27 protein-coding genes and 1 other annotated feature are annotated in these 24,722 nt (G+C 43.4%); of the genes, 2 read left to right on the forward strand and 25 right to left on the reverse strand.

Annotated elements, in window-relative coordinates:
- Positions 1-255: 255 nt before the first annotated feature.
- The 15 genes from yajC to nadB all read right to left on the reverse strand — a co-directional run bounded on the left by yajC (position 256) and on the right by nadB (position 14,298).
- A complete protein-coding gene (gene yajC / locus HF078_RS06570) occupies positions 256-519 on the reverse strand; it encodes a preprotein translocase subunit YajC (RefSeq protein WP_169290407.1) in 264 nt (87 codons plus the stop codon).
- 44 nt (positions 520-563) lie between these two features.
- Positions 564-1,703 carry a tRNA guanosine(34) transglycosylase Tgt gene (gene tgt / locus HF078_RS06575; protein WP_169290408.1) on the reverse strand — a complete coding sequence of 380 codons (1,140 nt, stop codon included), beginning with the start codon at positions 1,701-1,703 and terminating at the stop codon, positions 564-566.
- Positions 1,704-1,823: 120 nt separating this feature from the next.
- Positions 1,824-2,351 carry a GNAT family N-acetyltransferase gene (locus HF078_RS06580; protein WP_169290409.1) on the reverse strand — a complete coding sequence of 176 codons (528 nt, stop codon included), beginning with the start codon at positions 2,349-2,351 and terminating at the stop codon, positions 1,824-1,826.
- A 29-nt stretch (positions 2,352-2,380) separates the two neighbouring features.
- A complete protein-coding gene (queA, locus tag HF078_RS06585; RefSeq protein ID WP_169290410.1) occupies positions 2,381-3,409 on the reverse strand; it encodes a tRNA preQ1(34) S-adenosylmethionine ribosyltransferase-isomerase QueA in 1,029 nt (342 codons plus the stop codon).
- A 417-nt stretch (positions 3,410-3,826) separates the two neighbouring features.
- Complete coding sequence (locus tag HF078_RS06590) at positions 3,827-4,027, reverse strand: DUF2905 family protein (protein ID WP_168862821.1); 201 nt, start codon at positions 4,025-4,027, stop codon at positions 3,827-3,829.
- A complete protein-coding gene (gene ruvB / locus HF078_RS06595) occupies positions 4,024-5,025 on the reverse strand; it encodes a Holliday junction branch migration DNA helicase RuvB (RefSeq protein ID WP_169290411.1) in 1,002 nt (333 codons plus the stop codon). The genes HF078_RS06590 and ruvB overlap by 4 nt, the downstream gene beginning before the upstream one ends.
- Positions 5,026-5,068: 43 nt before the next feature.
- On the reverse strand, positions 5,069-5,680 hold the full coding sequence (gene ruvA / locus HF078_RS06600; RefSeq protein WP_169290412.1) for a Holliday junction branch migration protein RuvA: 612 nt from the start codon (positions 5,678-5,680) through the stop codon (positions 5,069-5,071).
- 168 nt (positions 5,681-5,848) lie between these two features.
- A complete protein-coding gene (locus HF078_RS06605; protein WP_169290413.1) occupies positions 5,849-6,415 on the reverse strand; it encodes an intercompartmental signaling factor BofC in 567 nt (188 codons plus the stop codon).
- Between the two features lie 166 nt (positions 6,416-6,581).
- Positions 6,582-7,337 carry a YhcN/YlaJ family sporulation lipoprotein gene (locus HF078_RS06610; RefSeq protein ID WP_169290414.1) on the reverse strand — a complete coding sequence of 252 codons (756 nt, stop codon included), beginning with the start codon at positions 7,335-7,337 and terminating at the stop codon, positions 6,582-6,584.
- Positions 7,338-7,437: 100 nt separating this feature from the next.
- Positions 7,438-8,178 (reverse strand): NAD(+) synthase, encoded by a 741-nt coding sequence (nadE, locus tag HF078_RS06615; protein WP_169290415.1) that lies wholly within the window; start codon positions 8,176-8,178, stop codon positions 7,438-7,440.
- A gap of 58 nt (positions 8,179-8,236) precedes the next feature.
- Positions 8,237-9,067, reverse strand: coding sequence for a hypothetical protein (locus HF078_RS06620; RefSeq protein ID WP_169290416.1), 831 nt, complete (start codon positions 9,065-9,067; stop codon positions 8,237-8,239).
- Positions 9,009-10,415 (reverse strand): SafA/ExsA family spore coat assembly protein, encoded by a 1,407-nt coding sequence (gene safA, locus HF078_RS20785; protein WP_240951687.1) that lies wholly within the window; start codon positions 10,413-10,415, stop codon positions 9,009-9,011. The genes HF078_RS06620 and safA overlap by 59 nt, the downstream gene beginning before the upstream one ends.
- Before the next feature lie 346 nt (positions 10,416-10,761).
- On the reverse strand, positions 10,762-11,865 hold the full coding sequence (gene nadA, locus HF078_RS06630) for a quinolinate synthase NadA (RefSeq protein ID WP_169290417.1): 1,104 nt from the start codon (positions 11,863-11,865) through the stop codon (positions 10,762-10,764).
- Complete coding sequence (nadC, locus tag HF078_RS06635; RefSeq protein WP_169290418.1) at positions 11,865-12,710, reverse strand: carboxylating nicotinate-nucleotide diphosphorylase; 846 nt, start codon at positions 12,708-12,710, stop codon at positions 11,865-11,867. Before nadC ends, nadA begins: the two co-directional genes overlap by 1 nt.
- The gene (gene nadB, locus HF078_RS06640; protein ID WP_169290419.1) at positions 12,667-14,298 is read right to left on the reverse strand and encodes an L-aspartate oxidase; all 1,632 of its coding nucleotides are present in this window, start codon (positions 14,296-14,298) and stop codon (positions 12,667-12,669) included. The genes nadC and nadB overlap by 44 nt, the downstream gene beginning before the upstream one ends.
- 143 nt (positions 14,299-14,441) lie before the next feature.
- Here nadB and HF078_RS06645 point away from each other — a divergent pair, with 143 nt between their 5' ends.
- Positions 14,442-15,584 carry an IscS subfamily cysteine desulfurase gene (locus HF078_RS06645; RefSeq protein WP_169290420.1) on the forward strand — a complete coding sequence of 381 codons (1,143 nt, stop codon included), beginning with the start codon at positions 14,442-14,444 and terminating at the stop codon, positions 15,582-15,584.
- A 4-nt stretch (positions 15,585-15,588) separates the two neighbouring features.
- Positions 15,589-16,125: a transcription repressor NadR gene (locus HF078_RS06650; RefSeq protein ID WP_010195937.1), complete on the forward strand. Its 537-nt coding sequence runs from the start codon at positions 15,589-15,591 to the stop codon at positions 16,123-16,125.
- Between the two features lie 802 nt (positions 16,126-16,927).
- On the opposite strand, the gene pheA is transcribed toward HF078_RS06650, so the two are convergent.
- The 10 genes from pheA to HF078_RS06700 form a co-directional block, all read right to left on the reverse strand.
- The gene (gene pheA, locus HF078_RS06655) at positions 16,928-17,788 is read right to left on the reverse strand and encodes a prephenate dehydratase (protein WP_169290421.1); all 861 of its coding nucleotides are present in this window, start codon (positions 17,786-17,788) and stop codon (positions 16,928-16,930) included.
- Between the two features lie 49 nt (positions 17,789-17,837).
- Positions 17,838-18,281, reverse strand: a complete 444-nt coding sequence (locus tag HF078_RS06660; RefSeq protein ID WP_010195933.1) for an ACT domain-containing protein — start codon at positions 18,279-18,281, stop codon at positions 17,838-17,840.
- Between the two features lie 248 nt (positions 18,282-18,529).
- Entirely contained in the window at positions 18,530-19,813 is a 1,284-nt protein-coding gene (gene obgE / locus HF078_RS06665; RefSeq protein ID WP_169290422.1) for a GTPase ObgE, read from the reverse strand.
- 56 nt (positions 19,814-19,869) lie between these two features.
- Complete coding sequence (locus HF078_RS06670) at positions 19,870-20,400, reverse strand: Spo0B C-terminal domain-containing protein (RefSeq protein ID WP_169290423.1); 531 nt, start codon at positions 20,398-20,400, stop codon at positions 19,870-19,872.
- Positions 20,401-20,625: 225 nt separating this feature from the next.
- Complete coding sequence (gene rpmA, locus HF078_RS06675; RefSeq protein ID WP_168863583.1) at positions 20,626-20,916, reverse strand: 50S ribosomal protein L27; 291 nt, start codon at positions 20,914-20,916, stop codon at positions 20,626-20,628.
- A 12-nt stretch (positions 20,917-20,928) separates the two neighbouring features.
- Entirely contained in the window at positions 20,929-21,255 is a 327-nt protein-coding gene (locus tag HF078_RS06680; protein ID WP_169290424.1) for a ribosomal-processing cysteine protease Prp, read from the reverse strand.
- Positions 21,256-21,270: 15 nt separating this feature from the next.
- Complete coding sequence (gene rplU / locus HF078_RS06685) at positions 21,271-21,579, reverse strand: 50S ribosomal protein L21 (RefSeq protein ID WP_060664909.1); 309 nt, start codon at positions 21,577-21,579, stop codon at positions 21,271-21,273.
- Positions 21,580-21,594: 15 nt separating this feature from the next.
- Positions 21,595-21,683: a sequence feature (ribosomal protein L21 leader region), on the reverse strand.
- 58 nt (positions 21,684-21,741) lie between these two features.
- A complete protein-coding gene (locus HF078_RS06690) occupies positions 21,742-23,193 on the reverse strand; it encodes an Rne/Rng family ribonuclease (RefSeq protein WP_169290425.1) in 1,452 nt (483 codons plus the stop codon).
- Between the two features lie 31 nt (positions 23,194-23,224).
- A complete protein-coding gene (locus HF078_RS06695; protein WP_277350510.1) occupies positions 23,225-24,094 on the reverse strand; it encodes a M50 family metallopeptidase in 870 nt (289 codons plus the stop codon).
- Positions 24,087-24,686, reverse strand: a complete 600-nt coding sequence (locus HF078_RS06700; protein WP_346775318.1) for a peptidoglycan DD-metalloendopeptidase family protein — start codon at positions 24,684-24,686, stop codon at positions 24,087-24,089. Before HF078_RS06700 ends, HF078_RS06695 begins: the two co-directional genes overlap by 8 nt.
- Positions 24,687-24,722 lie beyond the last annotated feature (36 nt).

The following is a 24,722-nucleotide window of genomic DNA, read 5'->3' on the forward strand; positions in this document are numbered from 1 at the left end:
ACATCCTTTACTACAACCACCTGAGAATAAAATCAAGATTAAAACGTAAAAGTCCAGTAGCTTATCGAGCTAGATTTGAGCAAGCTGCTTAGAAAATATGTGTCCAGTTTTAAGGGGTCAGTACAGCAAGCCGAGGAGGCTCACGGACCGCCCGCAGGCAAGCGAAGCGCCTGGAACGGAAATCAACTGAATTTTTATACTTTCTTATTCATTAAAAAAGAGCATGAACCCAACAGGGAACATGCTCTTTATTCATTAGTCTTGAACTACATCTCTAACCGCTTGGCGGTCGTATGTAAGACGAGATCCGTCTCCTGCTTTGATGACAATCTTGTCCTCATCCAATGCATCCACGATACCGTGTAATCCACCGATTGTAACAACTTTGTCCCCTTTTTGCAGGCTAGTCTGCATTTCACGAACTTGCTTTTGACGCTTTTGTTGTGGGCGAATTAACAAGAAGTAGAAAATAGCAAACATAAGTACCAGAGGTAAAACAGCACCTAACATTCCATCCATGTTGTAACGCCTCCTTTCTCATCAGTCATGTATGGGAAGAGATTTTAAAAGTTCTTAGCATTCGGTTTATTGAATCCATATTTCTCAAAAAACTCTTCTTTGAAGTCCCCCAGACGATCTTCGCGGATCGCTTGTCTGACATCCTCCATTAATTTTACCAGAAAATAAAGGTTATGGTAAGTTGTAAGCCTAATTCCCAAAGTTTCGTCACATTTGATTAGGTGACGGATGTAAGCTCTGGAATAATTTGTGCAAGTGTAGCAGTCGCACTCAGGATCAAGTGGTCCAAAGTCACGTGCAAACTTTGCATTTTTAACAACCAAGCGTCCTTCACTAGTCATTAATGTCCCATTTCGAGCAATTCTAGTCGGCAATACGCAGTCAAACATATCAATTCCGCGAATCGCTCCATCAATTAGGGAGTCTGGAGATCCAACACCCATGAGGTAACGCGGTTTGTCTGTTGGCAACCACGGCGTCGTGAATTCAAGCGTGCGATTCATGACATCTTTCGGCTCTCCTACAGATAAACCTCCAACTGCATACCCAGGGAAATCCATGGATACGAGGTCTTGTGCGCTTAACTTACGCAAATCTTCATATTCCCCACCTTGAACGATACCGAACAGTCCTTGGTCATGTGGACGCTGGTGTGCTTCTAAACAGCGTTCCGCCCAGCGAGATGTACGTTCTACAGATTTTTTCATGTATTCATGTGTGGCAGGATACGGCGGACATTCGTCAAATGCCATCATGATATCAGATCCAAGGTCATTTTGAATGTGCATCGCTTTCTCTGGTGATAGGAAAAGCTTGTCTCCGTTCATATGGTTGCGGAAGTGTACCCCTTCTTCTTCAATCTTACGTAGGTCACTCAGACTGAATACCTGAAAGCCGCCGGAGTCAGTAAGAATGGCGCGATCCCAGTTCATGAATTTGTGGAGCCCGCCCGCTTCTTTGACGATTTCATTACCTGGACGAAGCCATAGGTGATAGGTGTTGCTCAAGATGATTCCGGCACCCATTGCTTTGACGTCTTCAGGAGACATTGTTTTTACTGTGGCAAGGGTTCCTACTGGCATGAATACTGGTGTTTCAAAGCTTCCGTGTGGTGTGTGGACGATGCCAAGGCGTGCGCCTGTCTGTTTACATGTTTTGATTAGTTCATATCTGATTGCTGTCATTGTATTCTCCTTAGGATTTCTATAAAGCATTTCATTGATTTGGCTAACTCCTGTAGAGTTCCGCTCCGGTTGTTCGCTTTCGCAGGGTAGTATATAAAGCTTTTGATGTCACAGGTCAAACTAAAGTGTCACTTCCAGTTGCACATCCCTGGGCTCTCGATCATAAATAGGCTGGTGAATTTCTTGAGCAGGCAAACAGCCCATTTTTTTGTAAAAATGTTGCGTTTCGACAGCTGGATGAGCTCCAATATAAAGTTTGTTCGCCCCCATCTCTCTTGCTTTTTCCATCGTTTTTCGGAAAAGCTTTTCTCCTATCTTTTGTCCTCTATAGTCTGCTGAAACATGGATAAAGGAAAGTTCCAGATAGGTTGATTCCGTTCCAAATTGGTCTGGTTCAATGACAGAAAAGCCTAGTACCTTCCCGTCTTCTTTCACACAGATTACTGCTCCACCTTTTTCGGCGGTTTTTCTAAGATGGGATGCAATGTTCCGTTTCTGTTGCTCGTTCCAATCATCTACAAACGCATCCTCTTTTTTCAGCAGTTGATTGTTATCGACCACATAAACAACCTTCGTTTCCTGATACCGCTTAAAGCCTGAAAGAAAATTCCCGGGAATCTCTTGTGGATCAAGAATTAAAATGTTCATTCTTTCTGCTCCTCTTCAAGAGAGTTCCATTATAAAATCAGCATTGCATCGCCAAAGCTGAAGAATCGATATCTTTGTTTAACTGCTTCTTCATATGCGTGCATAACGTGTTCGCGACCGGCAAGAGCGCTGACAAGCATGATTAAAGTGGATTTTGGTAGGTGGAAGTTTGTTATCATGCCGTCAATGGCAGCAAACTTATAACCCGGGTATATGAATATGTTTGTCCATCCGTTTGCCTCTTTAAACTCTCCATGATCTCGTGCAATCGTTTCAAGTGTTCGTGTCGAAGTGGTGCCGACTGTAATGATTCTTCCACCATTGCTGCGAACCTCGTTTAAAAGTCTTGCAGTGCCTTCTGACATCTGATAAAACTCTGCATGCATATCATGCTCTTCTACGGAATCCACGCTAACTGGCCGGAATGTTCCAAGCCCTACATGAAGGGTAATGAAAGCAGTGTGTACTCCTTTATCCTTCAAAGCATCTAACAGTTCTTCTGTAAAATGGAGACCTGCTGTCGGAGCTGCAGCTGAACCAGTTTCCCTTGCAAAGACAGTCTGATAACGGTCGCGGTCTTCTAGTTGTTCTTTGATATATGGAGGTAGCGGCATTTCTCCTAAGCTATCTAATACTTCGTAAAAGATGCCTTCATATCGGAAATCAAGTTTTCTACCACCATGTTCGCTTTCGCCGGTGCAAATGGCAGTTAAACGACCATCACCGAAGGAGACCACAGTGCCTTCTTTTACACGTTTAGCAGGCTTTATGAGGGTTTCCCAAGTGTCACCTTCAATTTGTTTTAATAGTAGTACTTCAATTTTTGCCCCTGTTTCACCTTTCACGCCAAAAAGACGTGCAGGTAATACTCTTGTATCATTTAGGACAAGGCAATCGCCTTCATTTACGTAGTCCAAGATGGAGCGGAAAGTGGGTTCGTGTGTTAGTTCTCCGGTTTGTTTGTTCAGTACCATTAGGCGTGATGCTTCTCTTTGTTCTAGTGGAGTTTGTGCGATCAGTTCTTCTGGTAAGTGGAAATCAAATAAATCTATCTTCATAGTGTCACCTTTTCTTGTTTGCTTTCTTATATCATAGAGTGTACTTTAACTCCTGTATCTTTTCGTTCCAGGTATTCGCTTATCCGGAGGGCGGTGCTTGAGCTTCCTCGCTGAGTTGGAAACCACTGAAAAAGTATTTAAAATTAAGGTGTTGTTCAAACACCGCTGTGGATTTCCGCAAATGGCTTCGCTTTCCTAGGGGCGGTGCTTGAGCCTCCTCGCTTTGCTGCGGGGTCTCAAGCTACCGCTATCTCCCTCAGGAGTCTTCGCCTTTTGCTCCAATCCACAGCTAGAAATCACTTAGTACATGAATATTCAGTTTTTCAGTGGCTTCCTTCGCCTGCGTGGTCTCAATCTACCGTTACGCCCCCGCTTGAGTCTCACACCTTGCACTCCAGTCTACAGGTAGAATATTTTTTATCTAAAACGGCCGATGAAATAAAATATTAAACTGAGCACGATGCTGATGATGATGGAGGTTACGATTGGGAAGAAGAAGGTTACATTGCCTTTTTTCACGACGATGTCTCCTGGGATTTTTCCAACGACTTGCCAGAGAAATCCTACGATTAAAAGTACTGCTCCAATTACCATCAGCATTTTAGGCAGTTCCATTATTCTTTTGGCACCTCCATATTGAAATGACGGTACACTAAATCTGTCACGATCCGGCCACGTGGAGTGCGTTGGAGAAACCCAATTTGCAAGAGGTATGGCTCATACACATCTTCAATGGTATGGGATTCTTCTCCAATGGTTGCTGCGATTGTATCCACCCCAACAGGACCACCACGGAACTTTTCAATGATGCCCATCAGTAGCTTATGGTCGATATGATCTAATCCAAGTTTATCTACCTGCAAGCGATCTAACGCTTCTTTTGCTAGAGATGCACTAATTGTATCTTTTCCTAATACTTGGGCAAAATCCCTCACCCTTCGCAATAGCCGATTAGCAATACGCGGAGTTCCCCTTGCTCTTCTGCTTATCTCGATAGCTGCGTCCTGCTCTAATCCAATCTCCAGGATCTGTGCAGTGCGCAGGCAGATTTCCGTTAACTGCTCTTCGTTATAATACTCCAACCTGCTCAGTACGCCAAAACGGTCTCTAAGAGGCGCTGTTAGTAAGCCCACTCTTGTAGTAGCACCAACAAGCGTGAAAGGAGGAAGATCAAGACGGACAGATTTTGAGGTTGGTCCCTTCCCTATCACGATATCCAGACAGTAATCCTCCATCGCAGGATAAAGAACTTCTTCAATAGAACGATGAAGACGGTGAATTTCATCTATAAAAAGGACATCTCCTGGTTCTAATGCAGACAAGATTGCTGCAAGGTCGCCTGGACGCTCAATGGCAGGTCCTGCTGTTGTGCGAAGTTGCACTCCCATCTCGTTCGCTATGATGGCTGCAAGCGTCGTTTTCCCAAGTCCGGGAGGTCCGTAAAGCAGGACATGATCCAAGGTTTCCTGGCGCATTTTTGCGGCTTGTATAAACACTTCCAGGTTTTCCTTCACTTTATCTTGTCCAATATATTGCTGCAAGGTTTGGGGCCTTAAACTATATTCTAAAGAATGCTCCTCCAAGGTTGCATCCTGTGAAACCATGCGATCATCCATCAGTTGGTTCCCCCTTTCCTAAGTCAGTGGTTAAAGTCCCATATTATTTCAAGAGGAGCTGTAATGCTCTTTTTACATATTGATCTGTTGATAGGTCTTCTTTTTTCAATGCAGGGACAATTTTTTTGATTTCCCGGTCACCATAACCTAATACTTTCAATGCCTCTAATGCTTCATCCAATGCAGAACTGGAAGTTGTCGTGACATTTACTTCTACGTCAGGCTGAAAAAGATCTGGAAAAGCACTTGGTACAAGGTCGTTGAGCTTGCCTTTTAGATCTAATATTATTTGTCTTGCTGTCTTTTTTCCCACACCCGGGAATTTAACAAGGAATTTTTCATCTTCATTTTCTATGGCATGTACCACCTGTGCCGGCTGTCCAGATGCTAAAATGGCAAGTGCCCCTTTTGGACCGATGCCTGTAACGTTTAAAAGCTTCATAAACAGATTTTTATCTTCTCTCGTTTTAAAACCATATAGGGCCAAAATATCTTCCCTGACATGTTGATATGTATAAATGGTCACTTCTTTGTCGCGGTCCACTTGATAGATGAAAGGGTTTGGCGCATTCACCTGATATCCGACTCCCATCACTTCCACCACAACATATTCCGGTGACACGTATTCGACAAAACCTCTAATAAAATCGATCAACGTAAAAATACTCTCCTTTTTCGTTCAGCTTCTACTCTCCATTTTACCATGAATAGAAGAAACTATCGGCTCAAAAGAAAAAGATAGCATATTTTAGTGCAATTGTTAAGGTAAATTAACCTTGATTCGGACCAATGCGAAAAACAGACCAGCAAGATGCCGGTCTGTTTATTGTTTTTTGGTCGTATAAGGCTTGAAGGTCTCCAATACTTGCACATAATCATCTTTGGTTCCCACTTTAATTCCACCTTTTAATTGCTCGTGCTGGTGGCTTTCCAATTTTCCTACATCAATCTGGAAAAAGGATTGTATAATCTTGGATGCCTCTGTTGGCTTTCCTTCATATATAGTTAAAATTCCATCATCGGAGATTCCAAAGTATCCATTAGATTTCAATAAAGGTGATATATCATCAATGTATTGTTGAAACACCACTTGTTCTCCATCCAGGTCGATAACCTGCCAATCCTCGTATTGCGCCCAGAAGTCTTCCATTGCCCAAACGGTCTCATCCAGAATTTCCTCACTGACCTCGCCATCAAGATAGATTCGTTCCAACACAACCTTCAATGTCAATGGACCGTTTACTTCAAACGCATCCTCCAGTACTTCTTCATCCACATATTCATTCTCATCTGCTGCACCTTCATAAGTGGCAAACGTATAAAGCAATCCAGATGCGGCAACGAAGACAACTACCAGTAGGATCCACTTTTTAAGTATGATGGGTTTCATTGTTACATTGCCCCCTCACATTCTCATTAGTTTAATTTCTATCCCAACAATTTATTGGTCTTATCCTTTTTTAGTTTGACCATATTTAGGAATATTAACCATGAGTAAGGGGAAAATTTCTACACAAAAAAAACAGCCCCTATCATTAGAGGCTGTTCCTAAAAAGTTATCTTGTCATGGTGCGATAAATTCCCCGCATTGTTTCGTCCAAATCTTGCAAATGCCATTCTCCATTACGCAAATCATTATCCACACTTCTGACTGTACTGTACACACTTGCATCAACGGCAACGCGTACGTCTTTATTTTTCAAAAGCGGTTTAACTGCTTCACGAACTTCGCGTTTTAGTTGACGTGTATCATCTGCTCCATTTTCCGGATTTACCGCAACAAGCACTTCATCCCCATTGATTAAAACACGGGCATCATCGACTCCATCTACCTTAGAAGCACGTTTAACAATCCGATTTGCAAGGTTGCCATCATAATTATTGTAATATGAAGGATTCCCTACATTCTCGATCCCGTTAAGATGTCCGTGATAGTTCTGATCTGTACGACTGTAATGTGGCGTATCATATCCAATATTCAAATCCCCGCCATCATAGTTACGGTTTGTTGCATTTCTGACTCCATTTTCTTTGTTACGTCTTACTCTGTTTTCGTCGTAGATCACAGATCGGTCCAAAATTTCATTCAAAGGACCATCATTATCCTCCAGAAGACGGGCATTTCCCCTTTCTTCCGGTTCGCGACGTGTACGGTCATTGTTTACATAAGGATTGTTTTCGCTTGTATAATACCCAATAGGTCTTGTTTCCTCATAATACCTATTGTCTGTTGCACTTTCCTTTTGGCCGCATCCCGCCAGACCGCCAACTAAAAGTGCCGCAGAGGTTACAGTGAATAGTGACTTCCTCAATGTAAAAACCCCCTAACGAGTCAGTTGAGTACAAAAGATGTACTCTCCATTAGGGTGACAAGTTAAGGGGTGTTTTATTTTGTTAGTTCTCTCCAAGCTTTTAAAATTTTGGAGGTCCGAATGCCAGTTGACGCTTATGCTCTGTACGTTTATGCATTCTATCAATGATTTGCTTATCTTTTTCAGGAATTTCCTCGCCCTTAAGATAGCTGTCGATCATGTTGTAAGTTGTACCCATCTCATTTTCATCCGTCTGGCCTTCCCACAATCCTGCACTTGGCGGCTTACTGATGATGCTGTCCGGTACTCCTAGTACTTTCGCCATTTCACGAACTTCACCTTTGGTTAAATTCACAAGTGGAACTAAGTCTACTCCACCGTCTCCGTATTTAGTAAAATAGCCAGTATGCCATTCTGCCGCATTATCTGTACCAACTACCAAATAACCATAATTGTTGGCCACTGCATAAAGGGTCGTCATACGAAGACGCGCACGCGTATTTGCATCACCAAGTCTGGATGTTTCCTCGTTCCATTCGCCTTTTTCCTTTAGCTGTTTTTCCATCGCAGAGAAAAGAACAGTGTGTGTCTCAGAAAGGTCGATAGTCGTATGGGAAATCCCACAACTCTCGATAACTTCTAGCGCATATTCTTGATCTTTGGGGTCACTTTTACAAGGCATAATGACACCTAGAGAATCTTCAGGAAATGCCCTTTTGATTAGATGAGCTACAACAGCGGAATCGATTCCACCACTTACCCCGACAATTGCTCCATTCAGTCCTGCATCTTTTACTTTTTCTTGTATCCATTGTACCAACTTGGAAATTTTTTCTTCCATTACGTATTCTTCCCTCCAATTAGCAATATAAATTATTGTATCAGATTGTTGTAATTCGTCAAAAATTGTTTGCGCAATTCCCAAGTAGAAATAAAGTAGGAAAGGTTGGCAAAGCTGCTTGGCTTGCATATTGGATATAATCCCACTCAGCACTTCCAACTGAAAGTAAATCATAATCAATTAAATACACCTTATTATCTGCAGCTCTAATAAAATTATGACTCGCCACATCACCGTGAAGAATCACTTCCTCTGTTTGCACATATTCTTTCATCAGCCCATTCAGTGCAAAATGACTATAGTATACAATTTCACCGATTACATGAGGGTTAAACCACTTTGATAAAAATGGGACATGACTTTCAAAAATTTTAAGCCGGTTTTGCCATTTGACAATCATGTTTTCTTTTGGCAACTCAAATGGCAAAAAGGGTATGATTGTTTTACTGTGATGATGAAAATTTTGCAGGGTATTCAGTCCAGTAGTTCTATCCTCTGTTTTAGAGAAGCTGAACTTTCGCTTAGGAACGATATATTTTAACAACACCCATACTAATCCTTGCTCTAAAAGGAGGAATTGACCATCATTAAATTTTTCGTACATAAGCCCTTCATGGAAACCGTTCTTATGTAGAAGTTGGCTAACCTGTATGATGGATTCCAAATTGCCAGGTTCAGAATAGCCCTTTAAAATATATAAACCATTTTCTGCTTGTATTTTATAGAGATTATTTTTTATTTTACTGTAGGAATGTATCGCAAGCTTTGTTTCCAGGGAGAGACGAAAGAAAAGACGATTTCGATTGAAATCGTCTCTAAAGATCGGTTGATCAGTTTTCATCATCAATTTCTGGACCTTCAAAATCTGATCCTTCATTTCGCTCTTCATTTGAAACTCCGTACCCATAACCTTGAGGATTATAATAGCCCGGAGCAACAGGATAGCCATAAGGTGCATAACCATAAGGAACATCATTTCGATAACCTTGAGGTGCTCCACAGCCACAATCTCCACCGGAGCTTGCTCCTGCGACCTGTTGCTGATTACCATCCATTGGTCCGAATCCTGAACCTGGGGATACTGGCCCCATCGGATAGCACGGATACCCTCCCATTGGTCCCATAGGCATTCCTTGTGGCATCATTTGTGGCATGCCCATTCCTGGCATCATTCCCGGCATGCCCATTCCTGGCATTCCATTTTGAGCCATTTGATCTTGAACACCCATTACGGCACTTTCCATCTCTTCATTGCTCATATTCGGCATTTGGCCCATCTGTTGCATCTGTTGCATTTGCTGCATCATTTGTTGTTGCATTTGCCCGTAATCAACATCAGGAGATTCTTCCCCTTGTTGCACTCCCATTACTTGTGATCCATCCATTCCTTGCATTCCAGGCATCATTCCTGGCATTCCCATTCCTTGCATCCCTGGCATCATCCCTGGCATTCCCATTCCTTGCATTCCAGGCATCATCCCCGGCATTCCCATTCCTTGCATTCCAGGCATCATCCCTGGCATTCCCATTCCTTGCATTCCAGGCATCATCCCCGGCATTCCCATTCCTGGTCCACCCCATCCTGGTCCCCATCCGTGATGGTGATGATGGTGTGGTGGACATGGAGGACATAACCCGCTTCCAGGCAATACTGGTGATACTGGATAGCATTCTTCCATAGCTGGTTGTTGCACTCCCATAACCTGTTCAGGACTTTCAGGACTCTCTTCTTTAGGCTTTGGTATGTTTACAGGCATGTTCACATTTGGCATTTTTATGTTCGGCATTTTCGCGTTTGGCATTTTGATGTTCGGCATCTTAGGCATTTTTTCATTAGGCTGCTTGTGCGGAACATTAACCGTCAAATAATTATTTACATCCACTTCGGGAAAATACGGCTTCAATTGCGGCATTTTCGGAGTGTATGGTGTTTTCTGAGCTTCTTTTACTGGTTGCTCTTTTACTGCAGGCTTTTTCGGCATCTCCTTATAAGGATGTTGCGCTTTAGGCGCCTGTACTCCCATTACTTGCTTTGGCGCTTCTTTCTTCACACCCATCACTTGGCTTTCTTTCTTGACAGGTACCCCTGCCATCGGCACTTTTATTTTCATTCCAGGCATAATCATGTCAGGATTGCTTAGTTGTGAATTCGATTTCTTTAGTTCTTCGAAGTTCACATTGTATTTCTGGGCAATCTTCCACAATGTATCCCCTTTTTGGACAATATGGATTTTCAAGGATTTTCCCTCCTTAGCAAAGTCTTTACAGTCTATGAGTTGTGTAGGCATTTTGCCACTATTCTTCACATCAACTTATGCGTCAAAAAGGGAGTTTATGATAAAAAACATGGACACCGCAGGGAAAAATAAATTTTTTCCGACGGTGCCCATTTTTATTATTCGCTTAAACACCGCTGTTGATTTCCGCAAATGGCTTCGCTTTCTTAGGGGCGCTGCTGGAGCCTCCTCGGCTACGCCTGCGGGGTCTCCACCTAGCGCTATCTCCCTCAGGAGTCTTCGCCATTTGCTTCAATCAACAGCTAGAAACTGCATTCTTTTAAAATTCAACCCTAACAGTACTTTTTTAGGCGTGTTCGAGCATTTTGTTTAGTGCTGAGATGGATTGTTGTGCTACATCTTGTTCAACTTGGATCCTGTTGATGATTTGTCCGCTTTCGATGGATTCAAGTGCCCATAGTAAGTGGGGAAGGTCGATGCGGTTCATGGTGAGACATGGACACATGTTTGGATTTAGTGAAACAATTTCCTTGTCTGGGTGCTGTTGAATGATTCTGTTTACCAAGTTCATCTCTGTTCCGATTGCCCATTGGCTGCCTGCTTCCGCTTTTTCTATTGTTTCAATGATATATTTCGTACTTCCTGCGAGGTCACTTTTTTGGACCACTTCCCAAGTACACTCTGGATGTACGAGAATCTTCATTTCAGGTTTATCTCTTCTCAACTGTTCAATATTGCCTAAAGTGAATTTTTCATGAACCGAACAATGCCCTTTCCAAAGGATTACTTTTACATTTGAAGGGTCACCATCGTATTCCAGTTCATCCGTTATCGGATTCCAAACTGCCATTTCCTCTAAATGAATCCCTAAATCATAAGCAGTATTTCTACCAAGATGTTGGTCTGGCAAGAATAAGATTCTTTCTTTTTGTGTGAATGCCCATTTCACCATTTTGTGAGCATTGGAGGAAGTAACGGTAGCCCCACCCCTTTTTCCGCAAAAGGCTTTAATGGCTGCAGTGGAGTTCACATACGTCAATGGCAGCATTGTGTCGCCAAAAACCTTTTCAAGCTTTTCCCACGCCCGCTCCGTTTGATGAATATCAGCCATATCCGCCATCGAACAGCCTGCCCTCATATCCGGCAATACCACTACTTGATTTTCATTTGTCAAAATGTCTGCAGTCTCTGCCATGAAATGCACGCCGCAAAAAACGATAAAGGTGGCCGTTGTGTCTGCTGCAGCTTGTGCAAGTTGCAAGGAATCCCCTGTCGCATCAGCAAATTCAATGACTTCATCTTTCTGATAGTGATGTCCAGGAATAAAAAGATCCGCTCCAAGCTTCTCTTTTATTTCCTTAACTCTTGTTCTCATTTCCTCAGTTGTCATTTCACGATATTTGGCAGGCAACAGCCCGTTATCTTTTTTCACTAAATCTAGTATGTTCATTAGTAAACCCCTTTCGCCCCAACATTGAAACTAATATCTAATGATTTTGCTGAATGGGTCAGCAGTCCTAAGGAAATATAATCCACACCCGTGTCCCGGTAGGATGCGAGGTTGGTTAAATTAATACCTCCTGATGCCTCTGTTGTAATATGCTTTGGCACATGCTCGATATAATCTTTTATTTCTTCCGGAGTGCGGTTATCAAACATAATGACGTCTGCACCAGCCCCAACAGCTTCCTGAACCTGTGCCAACGATTCTGTTTCTACCTCAATTTTGACCATATGTCCGACTTTTTCGCGCACACGTTGAACCGCGTTTGTGATGCTTCCGGCAAACTCGATATGATTATCTTTAATCATCACACCATCATACAATCCAAAACGATGGTTGTTTCCTCCACCGCAAGTAACAGCGTATTTTTCCAACATTCTTAAGCCCGGAGTCGTTTTTCTTGTATCACAGACCTTCGTATGGCTGCTATCAAGTCTTGAAACGGCATTTGCAGTCAGCGTCGCAATCCCACTCATTCGCTGCATCAAATTCAGCGTCACTCTTTCTGCACCAAGTAAAGCCCTCATTTTCCCTTCCGCTTTTGCAATCACTTCCCCTTTTTCCAGTTTGTCTCCATCTTGTTTGAAAAGAGTTACCTGGACTGCCGGGTCAAGTAAACGCATTGCTTCCATAACAATCTGTTCTCCTACGAAAATACCGTTTTCTTTTGCAATAAACGTTCCTGATCCTATTTCGTTTTCAGCAAAAAGTGCCTCAGAAGTTAAATCTTTTTCCCCTATATCCTCTTTATAAAAATGACGCAGCATCTCTTGCAGCATGATTATATTCATCTATCACTTTCTCCTTTCCCAATACGCTCTCTCCCTGTTGAACATGCAAAATTCGTACCTGTCTCCAAGATTCTTTAGCTACTGGAAAATCAGAACGAAAATGGGCTCCACGACTTTCCTTTCTTTGCAGGGCCGCTTCTGTTATCAGAAAGCATAACTGAAGCATGTGGATGGCCTCTATTTCTTTTATTTGTAATATATCTGTTAGTTGATTCAACGCCTTGCAGTATGGTTGGAAAAGTTCCAGCCATTCCTTTAACTCCAGTAACCCTTCCTCATGCCGGACAATTCCAGCGTGCTTCATCATCATGTGTTGAATTTCTTCTTTTGGTGGAAGTGGCACTGCCCTTTGCTGAAGCAAATCCATATCTATTTTGTCAGTAGATGTTTGGTGCCAAAGCAAATGATGGCTTATTACTTTTTCTGCTAAAAGATGATCAGCAAGCGTCTTTGAAAAAACGATGGTCTCAAGCAAAGAGTTACTCGCCAACCGATTTGCTCCATGCACCCCATTACAGGCAGCTTCTCCAACAGCGTACAAGCCCCGAAGCGTTGTTTCTCCATGAACGGTTGTATGAATGCCGCCCATATAGAAATGAGCCCCCGGTACCACAGGAATAAGATTAGACTTTAAGTCGATACCATGCTTTGTGCATAGCTTAGTGATGGCAGGAAACCTTGTCTGGAATTGCTCCACGTTGGAGATATTCAGGTATACCTTTTCACCGTTGTCCAACTCTTGAAAAATGGCACGGGAGACAACATCTCTTGGTGCCAAGTCTTTCATTGGATGTACATGTTCCATGAACCGATGGCCTTTTCCACTCTGGAGAAATGCTCCTTCCCCTCGAACTGCTTCTGAAACAAGTCCGACCGCTTTTCCGTCAACAGACAGCATCGTAGGGTGAAACTGCATGAATTCCAAATCTGTCAATGTCGCTCCCGCTTGATAAGCGAGAGACAGCGCCATGCCGGTAATGCTCTCATTATTTGAAGTATAAGGATACAGGGAACCCGCTCCACCTGTTGCCAAAATCACTTTTCCGGCAAAGTAATTTGTCCGTTCTCCATTAGAATTGAGGGTTTGAACTCCACAGCATTGGTTATTTTGGACATGTAACTTGATAACGGTTTCATGTTCTACCATTAAAACTTTTTTAGACAGCTTGGAATGGAGCCATTCCATCAATTCTTTGCCGGTTTGATCTCCTCCTGCATGAAGGATTCTTCTTTTTGAATGAGCACCTTCCATACCAAGGGAAAATTCACCAAGAACGTCACGATCAAACTGCATCCCATTCTGGATTAATGCCTGCAACTCACCTGGCCCACATTTTGTCAGTAATTCCACCGCATCTTCCTCATTGTGATAACAGCCGGCAGCAAGCGTGTCTTCGTAATGCAATTGCCAAGAATCTGTATGTTCGATAGCACAAGCAACTCCTCCTTGTGCAAGAAAAGAATTATTATCGTTTTTACTCGACTTTGTGAAGATAATCACATTCATATGTTCACTTAAATAATTTGCAGTCAACAAAGCGGATAGTCCACTACCGACTACAATCACATCTCGCTGTAAACTAGACACAAAAAAACCTCCTGTGTATATAAGTGTCTTGACACCTATATTTACACATTTCTATACTAATGACAAGAGATTTTTTCAAAGACCGAAAGATTGCTAGATATTACTAAATGTAGCAGTCATCTAAGGGGAGGGAGTATTCAAACATGATCTATCTCGACTACGCAGCTACTACCCCAATGAGCAACGAAGCCTTGGAGGCCTACCAGCATGTGGCACGAAATTATTACGGAAACAGCAGCAGTTTACACGACACAGGCACCACCGCAGTGGATTTATTGGAAACCTGCCGCGGTGAGCTTGCACGGATAATTTCGGGGCAAAAAGAAGGTATTTATTTTACAAGCGGCGGCAGTGAGGCGAATCTTCTTGCTATACGCACCTTGTTAAAAGGCTGTGAGAAAAAAGGAAAGCATATTATCACCACCGAGACAGAACATGCTTCCATTCATTCACTTTTCAAGACTTTGGAAAAAGAGGGCTATGAAGTAACGTGGCTGCCTGTGGACTCCAATGGAATTATTGCTCTTTCCCAATTAAGAGAAGCATTACGCGAGGATACTTGCCTTGTGTCCATCCATCATGCTAATTCCGAAACGGGAATCTTGCAGCCTCTTGAAGCGATCGGGGAACTCCTTAAGGGGAAAAACATCCACTTTCATAGCGATTGTGTCCAGACATTTGGTAAAATACCTATAGACGTGGAAAAGCTCCACCTTACAAGCATCTCCATATCATCCCATAAAATTTATGGACCAAAAGGCGTCGGAGCTTTATATATCAATCCAAAAGCAACTTGGAAATCCATTTACGAAGGCGCTAGTCATGAAAAAGGAATGCGCCCCGGCACGGTAGACGTCCCAGGTATCGCTTCATTCCTAACTGCTGCCCAACAAATGGAAGCATCTATGCAGGATATAAAAGAAAAGTATGAAACGATGCGAATCCACTTTCTCAGATTGATTCAACAATCTTGGCTTCCCATTGTAGTCGAAGGAGAACGCGTACAAGGCCTTCCTCATATCCTCGGCTTGAGAATACCAGGTATTGAAGGACAGCACGTCATGCTTGAATGCAACCGAAGAGGCATTGCCATCTCTACAGGAAGTGCCTGTCAAATGGGGTCTCAATCCCCTTCAAGAACAATGATTGCCACCGGGAAAACACCAGATGAGGCACGGGAATTCATTCGCCTCTCATTTGGAAAACAAACCACTATCAGAGACCTTGAGCTTACTGTCGGGGCACTTAAGGAAATTATAGAAGAACAGATGAAAAGGAGCGACTAAACTTATGACACAAGAAAAGAAAGTACTTGGGGAAGAACGACGAAACCTCCTTTTGCACTGGCTGCAAACAGAAGACAAGCCTCTTACCGGCGGAGAGTTAGCAGGACGAACCAATGTAAGCCGACAAGTCATCGTCCAGGACATCTCCCTCTTAAAAGCAAAAAACGAACCGATCCTTGCAACCAGCCAAGGCTACGTCTACATGAAACCTTTCGGTGAACAGGTAAAAAAAGAACGAATTATCGTGTCCTTCCACGAACCCCACCGGACAAAAGAAGAACTATACATCCTCGTCGACCACGGCGTAACAGTCAAAGACGTGAGAATCGAGCATCCTGTCTATGGCGATTTGAACGCATCTGTCATGGTGTCTAGCCGCGCAGAAGTGGATGCTTTTATTCGGAAAATAAAGCAAACGAACGCTTCTTATTTATCTCAGTTGACGGATGGAACGCATTTGCATACGATAGAGGCCGATTCCGAGGAGAAGCTGGATGCAGCGTGTGCGGCTTTAAAGGAAGCTGGGATGGTTGTGGAGTAGGGAGTGGTGGCTATGAAGCTGACTTGAGGAGAGCTGGAGACTTTCTCGTACTGTATTGCTGAAGGCGGGGTGGTTTTGCGGAGGGCTTAGCTTCTCTGCTACCGTTTTGCGAAGGGTGCGGCGGTTTCGGGCGGAGACAAGGCTTCTCTGCTACCGTTTTGCGAAGGGTGCGGCGGTTTCGGGCGGAGACAAGGCTTCTCTGCTACCTTTTTGCGAAGGGTGCGCCGGTTTCGGGCGGAGAGAAGGCTTCTCTGCTACCGTTTTGCGAAGGGTGCGGCGGTTTCGGGCGGAGAGAAGGCTTCTCTGCTACCGTTTTGCGAAGGGGGGTGCGGCGGTTTCGGGCGGAGACAGGGCTTCTCTGCTACCTTTTTGCGAAGGGTGCGGCGGTTTCGGGCGGAGACAAGGCTTCTCTGCTACCGTTTTGCCAAAATCGCGGTGGTTTCGGGCGGAGAGACAAGTTTCTGTTAGACCTTTTACCTGCTCTTTATCCCGCTTCGGTCGTATAGAACGCTTCTATTTGACTTTTTACCCTACTTTCTCCCGTCTTCGGGCGTATAGAACCGTTCTATTTGACTTTTCCTCTTACTTCCACCTCGCTTCGGGCGTATAGAACCTTTCTATTTGACTTTTCCTCCTGCTTCCACCTCGCTTCGGGCGTATAGAACCGTTCTATTTGACTTTTCCTCTTGCTTCCATCTCCCTTCGGTCGTATAGAATCCCCGCCCCCATCAACAACAAAAAAACCGCCCAAAGATGCCCCTTACTTCAGCACCCCTAGACGGATTTTTCCAACAATACAACACTATTTCAACAAATAACTATTATATCTCCCCAACAATTTCACCGAACAACCAAGTGCCTCCAGCTCCTCAATCGCTGGCGGAATCAACGGATGAGCCACTTCCTCATTAATATCAATAATGAAAAAATAGTTACCCAAACCCGTTTTCATTGGGCGGGACTCTATTTTTGATAGGTTCAGCTTTCTCCATGCAAATACGGATAACACTTGGTGAAGTGCGCCCGATTGGTCAGTTGGGAGCGACACCATGAGGGTAGTCTTCTCCCCTACATTGCTGTACTCTTCATTTTGTAGCATTACAGTTTCATCACGGTGCAGGATAATAAATTTGGTATGATTGTTGTCATAGTCATGAATATTTTCTTGCAACACACTTAAGTTATATTCTTTTGCAGCAAGCGAGTTGGCAATGCAGGCTGCCTGTTTGGATAGTCTGTGGTCAGAAATCAATTTTGCGGCAGCTGCAGTGGAAGAAGTGGTTTCATACACTGCATTCGGAAAGTTTTTATGTAAGAATTTATGGCACTGGGCAATTGCGTGGGAGTGGGAATAGATTACTTCCAACTCTCCGCCATTTTTTATATGATCAGGATGAACTAATAAATGCTGACTAATTGGAATGGTCAGTTCGCCTACAATCGGCAAAGGACAGTCGTGAATAAGGTAATCCAGCGTCACATTTACAGATCCTTCAATAGCGTTCTCTAGTGGAACGACCGCCATGTCAACCTTCCCATCTAACACCGCATCCATGCACTCAGGTATCGTGGAAAATGCTTTTTTACCAGACTCTGGAAAAAATTTTGTAACCGCCATATCAGTAAATGTTGCTTTCGGTCCTAAAAATCCAATTTTCGTCATGCTCTCTACTCCCCTATCTCCACTATGCTTCCAAAGGGTAGACCTAAAGTTAAGCGCCTGTCCCTAAGATCTCTACTTTATCTACAAATTCTAATCGCTTCAGCATCGAAAGTAAAGCGTTGATATCACCTTTTAAACCAGACATATCAAGTGAAAGCGTCACATTTGCCTTTCCTTGCAGCGGGATGGTCTGGTGAATCGTCAACACGTTACAGCCGACTGTTGCTACCGTTGCTAGAAGTTGCGATAACGCACCTGTCTGATCTTCCAGGTGAAAAAACAAGGTCATGATTTTTTCTTTAACCATGGTGTGAAATGGAAAAACGGTGTCACGATATTTGTAAAAGGCACTGCGGCTAAGGTCCACTTTTTGAACCGCTTCTGCAATGGAATCCACTTTTCCGCGTGCGAGCATTTCTTTTACTTCAATCGACTTTTTCATCGCTTCTGGCAATACGTCTTCCCGCACTAAAAAGAACTTCTCCTCTAACATCGGATATCTCTCCTTTTTTTAAGGCATTATTAAGTATCTCGTTATCTTCCTGTTGACTTTCGCTCCAGGTGTTCGCTTTCCGCGGGTCGGTGCTTGAGTCTCCTCGGCAAGCCTGCGATGTCTTAAGTCTACCGCTACCTCCCGTCGGAATCTCACACCTTGTGCTACAGTCAACAGGAGGTAATCACTGCAAATATTATGCATATGTAAAGAAGAGAGGATAAAATGAATTATCCCCTCTGGCTAATCTATTCAACAAATTCGAATTCGTATTTCTGTAGACGAACGATGTCGCCGTCTTTTGCACCGCGTGCACGCAATGCTTCATCGACACCCATACCACGAAGCTGGCGGGCAAAACGTTTGATGGACTCTTCATGGTTGAAGTTGGTCATTACAAACAGTTTTTCAAGTTTTTCACCTGAAAGTACAAAGGCACCGTCTGGATCACGAGTAATCATGAATGGTAGCTCTTCTTCCTCGTGCTTGTAAACGACGCGTTGCTCAATTGCTTCCTCTTCATATAATGGATATTCTGGTGCATGTTCGAGCTCATCCGCGACTGCATATAAAAGATCACGAAGACCACTGCGAGTTAGCGCAGAGATAGGGAAGACTTTTACATCTTCGCCTACTTGCTGCTTGAATGTCTCAAGGTTTTCTTCCGCATCCGGCATGTCCATCTTGTTAGCTACAACAATTTGCGCACGCTCTGTCAGACGCAGGTTGTATTCTTTTAACTCTTCATTGATTGTTTTGTAATCTTCATAAGGATCACGGCCTTCTAATCCACCCATATCCACGACATGGATGATGACCCTTGTACGCTCGATGTGACGAAGGAATTGATGTCCAAGCCCCACACCTTCATGTGCACCTTGAATCAATCCAGGAAGATCGGCCATAACAAAGCTGCGGCCATCTTCGGTTTCTACTACACCAAGGTTAGGTACAATAGTAGTAAAATGGTATTCGGCAATTTTCGGTTTTGCTGCAGAAACAACGGAAAGAAGTGTGGATTTCCCTACACTTGGGAATCCTACAAGTCCTACATCTGCAAGCACTTTCAACTCAAGAACAACATAGCGCTCTTGACCTGGTTCCCCGTTTTCAGCAACTTCTGGAGCAGGGTTTCTTGGTGTCGCAAAACGTGTATTCCCGCGACCTCCACGGCCACCTTTTGCTACTACATATTGCTGGCCGTGTTCTGTTAAGTCAGCCAATGTTTCTTTTGTATCATCATCCATAACGACAGTTCCCGGTGGAACCTTTACAATCATGGCTTCAGAATTTCTTCCATGCTGGTTTTTGGACATTCCGTGTTCTCCACGGTTTGCTTTAAAGTGACGTTTGTAACGGAAATCCATCAGTGTGCGCAAGCCTTCTTCTACTTGAAGAATGACGTCCGCTCCTTTACCGCCATCACCGCCGGCTGGTCCACCATCCGGTACATATTTTTCTCGACGAAAGGCAACCATTCCGTTCCCACCGTCGCCACCTTTAACATAAATCTTGACCTGATCGACAAACATTGATTATTCACTCCGATATGTCAAAAGGTAAATAAAAAACCTTTTGCGTTCATTTTTTAAAACTTGTAAGACACTTGGATGGTACTTTGCTCAAGGGTTATCTCTTGTTCAACCACTGAGAAACTCTCCGGCTGTCTTTGCAGCCATGCCGTTAAAAAGTCTGTATCTTCTAGTATTCCATTTATATCAAAAAAGAAACGAATTTCCGCCTCTTCTATATGCAAACTTAAAAACAAATGGTTATCTGCTTTTTTGTTTACCGCATTTTCTAGGTCGGTAAACAAAGAAGAAATCCATTTGTATAATAACTCATCCGCTTTTGACAGATTTACAGGCTCTCCGATAATTTCATATTCCAACGAAAATAATCTAGGTTCCCAATGGAATGTAATCAGATATTCGGCAAATGCAGGGGCTTGTAAATTCGTCAAGTTGGATTCGTGATTGGCCTCAAGCACAATCTCCTCTATCAAATTATTCACTCGCTCCAAACGCCCAAGCGACAAATTCGCCTTAATCAGCTGAATCCGATTCAGCCAATCATGCCTCGAATGACGCAACACATCCAACGTCCCTCTATTTCTCATAATACCGTACCCCTAGTCCAAACTTTAATTCCAAATCCTACTTAACTATGTCGATTATAGCACAAAAAAAGAAGAAAAGGGGGTCAGACCCCCAAAGGATTTTCGTTAACGACGTCGAATAATATAAAGTTACCTTCTATCTAACACGTGCTATCTACCGCTTGGCCGTTTATCCGGCGCATTAAAAAAACTCTAACCTAAACATAGGCTAGAGTTCCTTTGGAATTATGCTTCTTGAGCAACAGGATATACGCTAACTTGTTTGCGGTCACGGCCTAGACGCTCGTAACGAACGATTCCGTCAACCTTCGCGAACAATGTATCGTCTCCACCACGTCCAACGTTTGCTCCTGGGTAAATTTTAGTACCGCGTTGACGGTATAAAATAGAACCACCAGATACTAGTTGACCGTCTGCACGCTTAGCGCCAAGACGCTTAGAGATAGAGTCACGACCGTTTTTAGTACTACCTACTCCCTTTTTGGAAGCAAAGAACTGAAGATCTAATCTTAACATGTATTCCACCTCCTACTTAGAAATGGTTATATAATTTCCATAGTCACGTTCAATCGTCTCTAAAGACACAACCATACCTTCTAGCAACAGTTGTACTTTGTCATGTGTCGCCTCATCCAAACCGGATGGAACCGAGCACTTTAAAAATCCATCTGCCCCTTGCTCAATATCAGGAGTAACCTGACATAGTGACATGACCGCGTTCACTGCACCGAAAGATACAGCAGAAACACCAGCACACACAATGTCTGCACCCTTTTTGGCAAAGTTAGCATGTCCAGTTATGGTAAACGATTGGATCAGTTTGTGATCGTCTCGCTTAATTGTAACTTTAATCATCCGATCACCTTTAAATTACAGGTTGATTGCATCAACAGTAACTTTTGTGTAAGGTTGACGATGACCTTGTTTTTTACGGTAGTTTTTCTTCGCTTTGTACTTGAATACAGTAATCTTCTTCGCACGACCTTGTTTCTCAACTTTAGCCGTTACAGTTGCTCCCGCTACTAGTGGGCTACCAACTTTAACATTGTCGCCACCAACGAAAAGAACTTTGTCGAAAGTTACTACATCTCCAGCAGCACCATCAAGTTTTTCGATGTAGATCGTTTGACCTGCTTCAACCTTGATTTGCTTACCACCTGTTTCAATAATTGCGTACATTCTCTTGCACCTCCTCAATAGACTCAGACTCGCCAGTGTCAGGTATATGTAACGAATTCACGCCCATATTTCATGGAACCTGGACTGTGCGGTTGTAGCACGGGTGCTACAAACTAACAAAGAACATCTTAGCATATTCCAAACCCTTATGTCAATAAGGTTTCACAGCGTTTTTACCCTTTCTTTCGCATCCTCAACAGATCCGGCAAAACGTATATCAAAACGTGGTACCCCGTCTTTTTCTATAAAATAAATCTGGAGACCACTACGCTCCATTATATCAGGCAAACCCATCAGCTTGTCCACCACTTCCGGACTTGCTTCCACGACCAATGCTTCCACATCGCTCCCTTTAAACTCCAACAGTTCCCGTTCCAGCTGGTAGGTAACGGTATCTACAGAGAACACAACCCCTTTCCCGTCACAAGGCGAACAAGGCTGCAACAGCATCTTCGTCAATGGTTCACGAACTTTTTTACGTGTCAACTGTAGCAGATTTAATTCCGTAAATCCAATCACTCTCACATGTGAGCGGTCTTTCTGAACCCCCGCCTTCACTTGACTTAACACCTGATGTCGCTCCAAATCACTTGCCATATCAATGAAATCAACAATAATGATGCCACCGATCTGCCTTAGCCGAAGCTGTCTCGCAATTTCCACAGCAGCCTCGAGGTTAGTTTTCAACACGGTCTCTTGCAGCCCCGTTTTCCCTATGTATTTACCTGTGTTCACATCAATGACCGTCATCGCTTCAGTATGTTCGATAATGATATACCCGCCGCTTGGCAGCCAAACAATCCGTTTCAACGCTTTCTCGAGCTCCTGCTCCATGCCTCTTCTTTTAAAAATGCCTTCCTTGCCTTGATAAAATCGGACAGGATAACCCTTCTTTTTAAAAAACTGCGAAGTCCCCGCATGATCTACCTCCACAAGTTTTACCTCAGCAGGTGGAATCTCCCGAATGATTTTTGATAAAAAATGATCCTCTTCATGGACAAGAGAGGGCACCTTTACTGATGCACTCTGTTTCTCCTGCACCTCAAGGAACTGTCGCTGCAACTCTAGCAGTTCTGCTTCTACCAAATCTGCCTCAACATGCTCACTTGCCGTTCGTAAAATAACCCCTTCATCCGAAGTCAGCCATTCTTGCAGAAGCTTCCGCCATTCCTGCCTTTTAACATCCGACATTCTCTTGGAGATTGCTTTGTATTTTCCATAAGGCTGATACACGATATGTGTACCTGGAAACTCTAGAAGCCCAGTCAATTTTGCCCCTTTCGTTCCCTCGCCCTCCTTTACCACCTGTACAAGTATTGCTTCCCCTTGGTGGACAAAATGAGAAATCCCTTTCTGTTCCTTTTCCGCTTTAGAAAGTGTGGAGGTTTGATAGGAACACAAATGGTCGCGGTGAAGATATCCCGGCTTCTTTTGTCCAAAATCAACAAAAGCGGCTTGCATGCCTGGCAGGACATTCACAACGCGACCAACATAAATATTCCCTTCTATCGGATGAGTTGTCGGCCGGTCTATCAGCAACTCGAAAATTTTACCATCCTCTTTTATCGCGACTCTTTTTTCTGTCGCCTTCATATCCATAATTAACTCTATCAATGAATTAGCCTCAGCTTTCGAAGTGAAGTTTTTAGTATGAATACAGGATATCTCCTATATCAATTGTCGTCAACTTCTCCTTGAAATAAGCATGCAGCAGTTCATTTTCGTCAAGCGGAGGCTGTTTGTCCTTTCCTTTCATTACAATAATATTGTGCTTGCAGTCCCTTTTAAACTTTTGAAGCACTTGGTGAATCTTCTCTTTTTCATCCACAACAATCGGCGTAATCGTTGAAAACGAATTATTCTTTCCATAATAACGTTCCATCAAAAAGCGCATAAAGACAAAGTGCCGCTGTTTCCACTCTGTATATAAGGAAAAAAACAGGAACACTGTGATGATCCATATATTAATGTGCAACGGGTCAATAACCAGATATGTTGCACAAAAAAGCGCCAAGAACACAAAGGAAGCTTGTAACGTTCGCTCATGCGCCTGCGCAAAAGCGGATGTACGGCTAAACAACAACCCCATGATTTTTCCACCATCCAACGGCCAGATTGGCAAAAGGTTCACGAGGAAAATCATGATATTAAAAGTAAAAAACATTTCCCACATACCAGCAGAAAGATAGCCTAGCTTAAAAAGAAGAAATGCGCCTGCTGAAAGCCAAACATGCTGCAGAGGACCAGCAAGCGTCACAACCAATTCCTCTTTTAACGGACGGTTTCCATGCTCCTCCATTTCGGCAACCCCGCCAAATGGCAGCAACAACACCTGTTTGATGCGCCAATTATAGTGAGTTGCCGCAATCCCATGGCCCAATTCATGGATAAATACAATAAAAAATAATATAAGCAGCTCCCGGAAATTCGCCGTTAAAATGGCCAACCCGGCGAGAAACCACATTAGTGGATGTACATGAATCTTCTGTACTAGCCTCAGCCATTTATTATTCAAATGAGATCACCTGCATAGGGTCGATAAATTCATTATCTTTTTGGATGGCAAAATAAAACATCCCTTTGGAACCATCTTCTAGGACCGTGGTCTTCCCGAGCACGTCGCCTGTTTCAATAAAATCAAATAGCTTCACATCTACTTCACCAAGCTGCCCATACCACGTATAACTATCATCTGGATGCTGGATGATAATCGTCTTGCCTGTATCCTCTCTGTTCCCTACAAACGATACAAACCCACCATTCATCGCCTCTACATTTGAATGAGCCATTGTTTCCACCATCACACCTTGGCCATTCGCTTCAAAACTTTCGAAAACTCGTCCAGAAGCCGGTATGACATAATCATCCGCATTGACGTTTGGCTGATCGGTACTTTTCGGCAATGGCAACAACGCCAACGATTTTCCGAATTTCTCCTCATACCAAGAAGTGAACGCTGCAAACTGAAAACTCTGCTCCATCGTTTTAGAAACAAACTGACGCGGCTTTTCAAAAGTACTTGTGGGATTCTGAAACATGATGGCTACCACCAGCACAAGAATCGCCGATGCCAAAATCTTAAACAGGAAAAGCTCCTTGTTGAACAACGGATGCCCCCCACCTCCATCAGGTCCCCCTTCATA

It is taken from the genome of Bacillus sp. RO2, from assembly GCF_012911845.1.
Taxonomy (GTDB): domain Bacteria; phylum Bacillota; class Bacilli; order Bacillales; family Bacillaceae_I; genus Sutcliffiella_A.

Excerpts from the sequence above, each read along its gene's own strand:
- HF078_RS06620 (WP_169290416.1), bottom strand. The coding sequence starts at position 9,067 with ATGAAGAGCGAAATGAAGGATCAGATTTTGAAGGTCCAGAAATTGATG.
- tgt (WP_169290408.1), bottom strand. The coding sequence starts at position 1,703 with ATGACAGCAATCAGATATGAACTAATCAAAACATGTAAACAGACAGGC.
- HF078_RS06660 (WP_010195933.1), bottom strand. The coding sequence starts at position 18,281 with ATGTTAGAGGAGAAGTTCTTTTTAGTGCGGGAAGACGTATTGCCAGAA.
- pheA (WP_169290421.1), bottom strand. The coding sequence starts at position 17,788 with ATGACGAAAATTGGATTTTTAGGACCGAAAGCAACATTTACTGATATG.
- ruvB (WP_169290411.1), bottom strand. The coding sequence starts at position 5,025 with ATGGATGATCGCATGGTTTCACAGGATGCAACCTTGGAGGAGCATTCT.
- nadE (WP_169290415.1), bottom strand. The coding sequence starts at position 8,178 with ATGGAAGAAAAAATTTCCAAGTTGGTACAATGGATACAAGAAAAAGTA.
- nadA (WP_169290417.1), bottom strand. The coding sequence starts at position 11,865 with ATGAACATACTAGATTTAGTGAAAAAAGATAACGGGCTGTTGCCTGCC.
- yajC (WP_169290407.1), bottom strand. The coding sequence starts at position 519 with ATGGATGGAATGTTAGGTGCTGTTTTACCTCTGGTACTTATGTTTGCT.
- HF078_RS06680 (WP_169290424.1), bottom strand. The coding sequence starts at position 21,255 with ATGATTAAAGTTACAATTAAGCGAGACGATCACAAACTGATCCAATCG.
- obgE (WP_169290422.1), bottom strand. The coding sequence starts at position 19,813 with ATGTTTGTCGATCAGGTCAAGATTTATGTTAAAGGTGGCGACGGTGGG.
- nadC (WP_169290418.1), bottom strand. The coding sequence starts at position 12,710 with ATGAATATAATCATGCTGCAAGAGATGCTGCGTCATTTTTATAAAGAG.
- HF078_RS06645 (WP_169290420.1), top strand. The coding sequence starts at position 14,442 with ATGATCTATCTCGACTACGCAGCTACTACCCCAATGAGCAACGAAGCC.
- rplU (WP_060664909.1), bottom strand. The coding sequence starts at position 21,579 with ATGTACGCAATTATTGAAACAGGTGGTAAGCAAATCAAGGTTGAAGCA.
- queA (WP_169290410.1), bottom strand. The coding sequence starts at position 3,409 with ATGAAGATAGATTTATTTGATTTCCACTTACCAGAAGAACTGATCGCA.
- rpmA (WP_168863583.1), bottom strand. The coding sequence starts at position 20,916 with ATGTTAAGATTAGATCTTCAGTTCTTTGCTTCCAAAAAGGGAGTAGGT.
- HF078_RS06580 (WP_169290409.1), bottom strand. The coding sequence starts at position 2,351 with ATGAACATTTTAATTCTTGATCCACAAGAGATTCCCGGGAATTTTCTT.
- HF078_RS06670 (WP_169290423.1), bottom strand. The coding sequence starts at position 20,400 with ATGAGAAATAGAGGGACGTTGGATGTGTTGCGTCATTCGAGGCATGAT.
- HF078_RS06650 (WP_010195937.1), top strand. The coding sequence starts at position 15,589 with ATGACACAAGAAAAGAAAGTACTTGGGGAAGAACGACGAAACCTCCTT.
- HF078_RS06605 (WP_169290413.1), bottom strand. The coding sequence starts at position 6,415 with ATGAAACCCATCATACTTAAAAAGTGGATCCTACTGGTAGTTGTCTTC.